This is a genomic window from Streptomyces sp. NPDC047880, from assembly GCF_040706515.1.
Classification (GTDB): Bacteria; Actinomycetota; Actinomycetes; order Streptomycetales; family Streptomycetaceae; genus Streptomyces.
On sequence record NZ_JBEZOK010000003.1, the window covers coordinates 373078 to 380350 of the forward strand.

General features: G+C 71.0%; 5 protein-coding genes and 1 pseudogene. 1 reads left to right on the forward strand and 5 read right to left on the reverse strand.

What is annotated here, in order from left to right:
• The first annotated feature begins 60 nt into the window (after nucleotides 1-60).
• Nucleotides 61-293, forward strand: a pseudogene (locus tag AB0937_RS07720) (DUF6480 family protein).
• Nucleotides 294-317: 24 nt separating this feature from the next.
• Here AB0937_RS07720 and AB0937_RS07725 read toward each other — a convergent pair.
• The 5 genes from AB0937_RS07725 to AB0937_RS07745 all read right to left on the reverse strand — a co-directional run.
• A complete protein-coding gene (locus AB0937_RS07725) occupies nucleotides 318-1406 on the reverse strand; it encodes a glutamate--cysteine ligase (RefSeq protein ID WP_366710247.1) in 1089 nt (362 codons plus the stop codon).
• 110 nt (nucleotides 1407-1516) lie between these two features.
• Nucleotides 1517-3724 (reverse strand): 1,4-alpha-glucan branching protein GlgB, encoded by a 2208-nt coding sequence (gene glgB, locus AB0937_RS07730; RefSeq protein WP_366710208.1) that lies wholly within the window; start codon nucleotides 3722-3724, stop codon nucleotides 1517-1519.
• Between the two features lie 3 nt (nucleotides 3725-3727).
• Nucleotides 3728-5098: a maltokinase gene (locus AB0937_RS07735; RefSeq protein ID WP_366710209.1), complete on the reverse strand. Its 1371-nt coding sequence runs from the start codon at nucleotides 5096-5098 to the stop codon at nucleotides 3728-3730.
• Nucleotides 5099-5126: 28 nt separating this feature from the next.
• Nucleotides 5127-6845, reverse strand: a complete 1719-nt coding sequence (gene treS / locus AB0937_RS07740) for a maltose alpha-D-glucosyltransferase (RefSeq protein ID WP_366710211.1) — start codon at nucleotides 6843-6845, stop codon at nucleotides 5127-5129.
• Nucleotides 6842-7273: alpha-glucosidase C-terminal domain-containing protein (locus tag AB0937_RS07745; RefSeq protein ID WP_366710212.1), on the reverse strand; the 432-nt coding region annotated here is incomplete at its 5' end. The genes treS and AB0937_RS07745, both read right to left, overlap by 4 nt.

Here is a 7273-nt window from a genome sequence, read left to right on the forward strand (position 1 = left end):
TCGGAAAATACGGAAGTCGACACCCTGGTGACCTCGCCGTGATCGGGGGACCCGGAGGGCATGGCTCACATCAGTCCCGATCCCGAACCCGAACGCACCCCCGGTCTGGAACCCGGCGGCGGCGTACGCCGGGGGAGACCCCGCCCGCCGAGAGCAGCATGCCCGAGACGCTGCCCCGGGAGACGCACAGTCCGGCCAAGGGCTGGTCCAAGGGCCCGATGACCGTGATCATCGTCCTCGTGGTGCTGATCGCGGCGTTCTCCCTGGCCTACGCCCTCGTCCTGATCCTCTGAACCCCGGCCCGATACCGGGGCGCCTCACGCCTGTGTGCGGCGGACGCACTCGGTGACGACGTCCCGCAGGCTGCCCGTGCGCTCCAGCAGGGCGCGCTGCACCTGAGCGCCATTGCCCTCCCGCAGCAGCTCTTCGCAGGCGGCGCGGGCCCGCTCCAGGTCCCCGATGCCGTCGAGGGCCTCCTCGACGTGCTCCAGCAGGGCACGTACGACTGCCTCGGCCGGCATGCGCCGCATGGTCGCGGGGTGCAGCAGCTCGCCCGAGAGCCCGGACCGGGCGGCCTGCCAGTCGGCCAGCCGCAGCAGGCTCACGCTGTGGCCGAGCGGCTCGCGGCCGGCCCGCCACTCGCGCGCGGCGGTCTCGACCAGCCCGCGGACGAGTGTGGCGACCAGCACGGCCGTGCCGGACTGCAGACACACGTCCGCGACGCGCAGCTCCACCGTCGGGTACCGCGGGGACAGCCGCGCGTCGAAGTAGATCATCCCCTCGTCGAGCAGGGCGCCGGTGGCCACCATGTCCGCGATCAGCCGGTGGTACCGCTCGGGCGAGCCGAAGATCTCGGTCGGCCCCGCCGACGGCCAGCGCAGCCACACCCGGCTGCGGTAGCTGCTGTACCCCGTGTCCTCGCCCTGCCAGAACGGCGAGTTCGCGCTGAGCGCCCGCAGCACCGGCAGCCACGGACGCAGCCGGTCGACGACCGCGACGCCCTCGTCGTCGGACTCGACCGACACGTGCACGTGGCAGCCCATGACGAGCTGCTCCCGCGTGGCGATGCCGTACTGGTCCGCCATCCATTGGTAGCGCCGGTTGACGCCTACGGATGGGCTGACCGGCAGCGGTGAGGTGGCGAGCGCCGCAACGGTGCAGCCGATCTCCCCCGCGTGGCGGGCGGCCTCCTTGCGGCAGCGGACGATCTCCTCGCGCAGGCTCTCCATGGACGACTGCGGATGGGTGGCGAACTCCAGCATCTGGTCGTGGAGTTCCTTCTCGAAGACGTCCTGATCCGCGTCGTCCTTCTCGGCCCGGGCGAGCACCGCTGCGGACAGCGCCCGCGGTTCCCCGGTCTCCGGATCGACCAGGAGGAGTTCCTCCTCCACACCCACGGTGCGCACCTGATGCCCGCCCTTCTGTGCCCTGCCGCGTCCCACCACCGGGTGCTCCCGGTGGTACGACCCCCAGTGCCCCTCCAGGCGGGCAGGACACCTGGTGGGGCCACGGGACTTCACACGGCGGTCGGCGTCAGCCACACCGTGGCGAGGGGAGGCAGCGTGATCCGGACACATCCGTCCTCCGGCTTGACCGGATCCGGGTTGGTGACGCCGCTGCCGCCGTAGCGCGTGTCGTCGGTGTTGAGGCGTTCCTCCCAGGCGACGGCGTCACCCGGCACCCACAGGCCGTAGTCCTGCCGGACGACAGGGGAGAAGTTCGACACCGCCAGCAGCGGATTCCCCTCGGCGTCGTGCCGGAGGAACGCGAAGACGTTGTCGTCGGCCGAGTCCACCGCGACCCACCGGAAGCCCTCCGGGCGGGTGTCGCACTGCCACAGCGCCGGCGTCGCCCGGTACGCGGCGTTCAGGTCACGGACCAGGTCGAGCACGCCCCGGTGGTCGCCGGCGGAGTGGTACCCGTCGTCGAGGAGCCACCACTCCGGGCCGTGCTCCACCGACCACTCGGCTCCCTGCGCGAACTCCTGCCCCATGAAGAGCAGCTGCTTGCCGGGATGGCCCCACATGAAGCCGAGGTAGGCCCGGTGGGTGGCGCGCCGCTGCCACCAGTCCCCGGGCATCTTCGACACCAGGGCCTGCTTGCCGTGCACGACCTCGTCGTGGGAGATGGGCAGGACGTAGTTCTCGCTGTAGGCGTACACCATCGAGAACGTCATCTCGTGGTGGTGGTACTTGCGGTGCACCGGCTCGTGGGCGATGTACTCCAGCGAGTCGTGCATCCAGCCCATGTTCCACTTCAGGCCGAAGCCCAGCCCGCCCGTGTCGGTGGGCCGGGTCACCCCGCCCCAGGCGGTGGACTCCTCGGCGATGGTCACCACCCCGGGGGAGCGCCGGTACACGGTCGCGTTCATCTCCTGGAGGAACCGCATGGCCGCCAGGTCCTCCCGGCCGCCGTAGGCGTTGGGCTCCCACTGGCCGTCCTCGCGCGAGTAGTCCAGGTACAGCATCGAGGCGACCGCGTCCACGCGCAGCCCGTCGATGTGGAACTCCTCGCACCAGTACACGGCGTTCGCGACCAGGAAGTTGCGCACCTCGGTACGGCCGAAGTCGAACTCGTAGGTGCCCCAGTCGGGGTGCTCCGCGCGCCGGTCGTCCCCGGGCTCGTACAGCGGCTCACCGTCGAACCGGGCCAGTGCCCAGTCGTCCTTCGGGAAGTGTGCCGGAACCCAGTCCATGATCACGCCGATACCGGCCCGGTGGCAGGCGTCGACGAAGAACCGGAAGTCGTCCGGCGTGCCCAGCCGGGCCGTCGGTGCGTAGAACCCGGTGACCTGGTAGCCCCAGGACCCGTGGAAGGGGTGCTCGGCGACCGGCATCAGCTCCACGTGCGTGAAGCCCAGGTCCTTGACGTATGCCGGGAGTTCCTCGGCGAGCTGCCGGTAGGTCAGTCCCGGCCGCCACGACGCCAGGTGCACCTCGTACACCGAGAACGGCGCCTCCCGCACGGGCGTGTCGGCGCGGTGCGCCATCCATGCGGCGTCGCCCCACTCGTAGTGGGAGGCCGTCACGACCGACGCCGTGTTGGGCGGCTCCTCGCAGCGGCGGGCCATCGGGTCGGCCTTGAGGAAGCGGTGCCCGTAGCGGGAGTGGATCTCGAACTTGTACGCGGTGCCCTCGCCGACACCCGGCAGGAACAGCTCCCACACGCCCGAGGCGCCCAGGGACCGCATCGGGAACTGCGTGCCGTCCCAGTGGGTGAAGTCCGTGGCGACCCGCACGCCCTGCGCGTTCGGCGCCCACACCGTGAACCGGGTGCCGGTCACGCCCTCGTGGGTCATGGGCTGCGCGCCGAGCGCCTGCCACAGCTGCTCGTGGCGGCCCTCGCGGATCAGGTGCAGGTCGAGCTCGCCCAGCGCGGGCAGGAAGCGGTACGGGTCGTGCGTCTCCTGCTCGCCCTCCTCGTACGCCACGTGCAGCGTGTACGCGGGGATCGCCTCCAGCGGCAGCACGCCCGTGAAGAGGCCGTCGCCCTCCGAGACGAGGGCGGTGCGCCTGCCGCCGATCACCACGCTCACCGCGCGGGCGAAGGGGCGCAGTGCCCGGAACACGACGCCGCCGGGTACGGGATGGGCGCCCAGCAGCGCGTGCGGATCGTGGTGGGCGCCCGCCAGCAGGCGCCCGCGGTCCTCCGGGCTCAGGGCGGGCGCCGTCGTGCTCGGGACCGGCCCGGACGGCTCCGGGATTGAGGTGTCTCGCAGGGCCACGGCTCAGTCTCCTCTCACGGCGAGGCGCTCGATCGCCGCCATCGGTACGGGCAGCCAGTCGGGGCGGTGCCGTGCCTCGTACAGCACCTCGTACACGGCCCGGTCCGTCTCATAGGCGCGGAGCAGACCGTGCTTCTTGCGGGGGTCCCAGCCGGCGCGGGCGGCGTAGCCCGCGCAGTAGGCCTCGCGGCAGCGGCGGGCCCACTCCGGGCGCCAGGGGCGGCGCTGCCGGGCGGCGTAGTCGAAGGAGCGCAGCATCCCCGCGATGTCCCGCAGGGGGGAGTGGGCGCTGCGCCGTTCGGAGAGCGGCCGGGACGGCTCGCCCTCGAAGTCGATGACGAACCACTCGCGCCCGGCCCGCAGCACCTGACCGAGGTGCAGGTCACCGTGGATGCGCTGGGCGGGCGGTCCGGGGTCGCAGCCGGTGAGGGCCGCGAACGCGGTCCGCAATCCCGGCACGAACGGTTGCAGGGCGGGCACGCAGTGCGCCGCGGCGTCCAGCCGTTCGGTCATCGCCGCCGCCGTCCGCCCGTTCTCCCCGGGCCCGCCGACGGGGAACGCCGACGCCAGCGCGAGGTGCACCTCCGCCGTGGCCGCGCCCAGCGCCCGGGCCTGGACCGTGAAGTCGTCCCCCGCGGCCAGCGCGTTCAGCCCCAGCGTCCAGCCGTCGGAGGCGTCCCGCAGATACGGCTGGAGCACGCCTAGGGTGGCCTTGAACGGATGGTTCGTCTGGAACCAGGCCACGGGCGCGGGCACGCGGTGACAGCCCTGACGGGCCAGCGCGCCCGGCACCTCCAGGTCCGGGTTGACGCCCGGCTGGATGCGCCGGAAGACCTTCAGGATGTACTCGTCGCCGTACACCAGCGAGGAGTTGGACTGCTCGGCGTCCAGCAGCCGCGGCACCAGTCCGGCGGGCACCCGCTGGTCCGGGTCGCAGTCGAAGCGCAGGGGCCCGGCGGTGCCCGGAAGGCGCAGCCGGTCCAGCAGAAGCTGGGCCGAGCGGGGGTCGTGCAGCGCGTCGTAGACCGTCAGACCGGCCAGCGGCCCGTCCTGCACCCGCCCGATGAGGGCCCGCCCCAGTCGCGGCGCCGGCCGCTCCCGTACGCCGAGCAGGAGCTGGTAGCAGTCGCCGGCTGGGGGAGTCCCGCCGGGCGAGGGCACCCCCGTGTGGCCGGCGTGACCGGCGTAGACCAGCAGATGCAGACAGCCCGGGAAGAGTTCGGTCATCGACAGCAGACCGAGCTCGGTGACGGGCCGGTCCTTGCCCGCGAACCAGCGCTGCCGGGGCAGCCAGTCGCGCAGCAGCCCGCCGAGCGACTCCATGGGCTCGGCCAGGCGCGGGAGGTCCGGGCGCAGGGATGCGGTCTTCGGCATGGTCACGCCTCCTTGTCTCGGCGCAGGCTCACAGTCGCCGGCCGATGCGGGATGCGACTCGAGTGAGCCGGAACCAGTAGAAGCCGTGGCCCCCGAGGGTCAGCAGGTACGGCAGTTCGCCGATGGCGGGGAAGCGGACCCCGCCGAACAGTTCCACCGGGTGCCGCCCCGCGAATTCACGCAGGTCGAGTTCGGTGGGCTGTGCGAACCGCGCGAAGTTGTTGACGCACAGCACCAGGTCGTCCTCGTACTCCCGCAGGAACGCCAGCACCGCGGGGTTGGAGGAGGGAAGTTCGGTGTACGAGCCGAGTCCGAAGGCCGGGTTCTGCTTGCGGATCTCGATCATGCGGCGGGTCCAGTGCAGCAGCGACGACGGCGACGACATGGACGCCTCGACGTTGGTCACCTGGTGGCCGTAGACCGGGTCCATGATCGCCGGCAGGAAGAGGCGGCCGGGGTCGGAGGTGGAGAAGCCGGCGTTGCGGTCGGGCGTCCACTGCATCGGCGTGCGCACCGCGTCGCGGTCGCCGAGCCAGATGTTGTCGCCCATGCCGATCTCGTCGCCGTAGTACAGGATCGGCGAACCGGGGAGGGCCAGCAGCAGCGCGGTGAACAGTTCGATGGTGTGCCGGTCGTTGTCGAGCAGCGGGGCGAGCCTGCGGCGGATGCCGATGTTGGCGCGCATGCGGGGGTCCTTGGCGTACTCGGCCCACATGTAGTCGCGCTCTTCGTCGGTGACCATCTCCAGCGTGAGCTCGTCATGGTTGCGCAGGAACATTCCCCACTGGCAGCCCGAGGGGATGGCCGGGGTCTTGGCGAGGATTTCGGAGACGGGGTAGCGCGATTCCCGGCGTACGGCCATGAAGATGCGCGGCATGACCGGGAAGTGGAACGCCATGTGGCACTCGTCGCCGCCGCCGGCGTAGTCGCCGAAGTAGTCGACGACGTCCTCGGGCCACTGGTTGGCCTCCGCCAGCAGCACGGTGTCCGGGTACTGGGCGTCGATCTCGCGGCGGACGCGCTTGAGGAACGCGTGCGTGGCGGGCAGGTTCTCGCAGTTGGTGTCCTCGGCCGCGTAGAGATAGGGCACCGCGTCCAGCCGGAAGCCGTCGATGCCCAGGTCCAGCCAGAACTTCAGCGCGGCAAGGATCTCCTCCTGGACGCGCGGGTTCTCGTAGTTGAGGTCGGGCTGGTGGGAGAAGAAGCGGTGGAAGAAGTACTGGCCGCGCACCGGGTCGAAGGTCCAGTTCGAGGTCTCGGTGTCGACGAAGATGATCCGGGCGTCCGGGTAGCCCTTGTCGTCGTCGGCCCACATGTAGTAGTCGCCGTAGGGCCCGTCGGGGTCCTTGCGCGACTCCTGGAACCACGGGTGCTGGTCGCTGGTGTGGTTCATGACGAAGTCGATGATCACGCGCATGCCCCGCTGGTGGGCGGCGTCGACGAACTCCACGAAGTCGGCCAGGTCGCCGAACTCCGGCAGGACGGCCGTGTAGTCCGCGACGTCGTAACCGCCGTCGCGCAGCGGCGACTTGAAGAACGGCGGCAGCCACAGGCAGTCGACGCCCAGCCACTGGAGGTAGTCCAGCTTGGAGGTGAGGCCCTTCAGGTCCCCGACACCGTCGCCGTCGCTGTCCTGGAAGGAGCGGACGAGCACCTCGTAGAAGACGGCGCGCTTGAACCAATCCGGGTCCCGGTCCCTCGCGGGAGTGTCCTCGAAGGTGTCCAGCACGGGCTCGTTCACGGTCATGACGTTCCTGCCCCTCCGTTCGCGTGCGCGGCGGGCGGGGACTGGACGTGAAAGACGTGCGCGGGAGCCCGCCCCGGCTCCAACCGCACGTAGTTGTTCCTGCTCCAGTGGTAGGTCTCGCCGGTGAGCTCGTCGCGCACCGGCACCGACTCGTGCCAGTCCAGGCCGAGTTGCGGCATGTCCAGCGAGACCGTGGCCTCCTGGGTGCGGTGCGGGTCGAGGTTGGCGACCACCAGGACCACATCGGATCCGCTGCGTTTGCTGTACGCGAGGAGCGTGTCGTTGTCGGTGTGGTGGAAGCGGAGGTTCCTGAGGTGGTGCAGCGCGGGATGTTCGCGCCGGATGGTGTTGAGCCGGGTCAGCAGCGGGACGATGGTGCGGCCCTCACGTTCGGCGTTCTCCCAGTCGCGGTGCCTGAGCTGGTACTT

What these genes read in the sequence shown, in the direction of transcription:
- AB0937_RS07735 (WP_366710209.1), bottom strand. Translation starts at nt 5,098, where the DNA reads ATGCCGAAGACCGCATCCCTGCGCCCGGACCTCCCGCGCCTGGCCGAG.
- treS (WP_366710211.1), bottom strand. Translation starts at nt 6,845, where the DNA reads ATGACCGTGAACGAGCCCGTGCTGGACACCTTCGAGGACACTCCCGCG.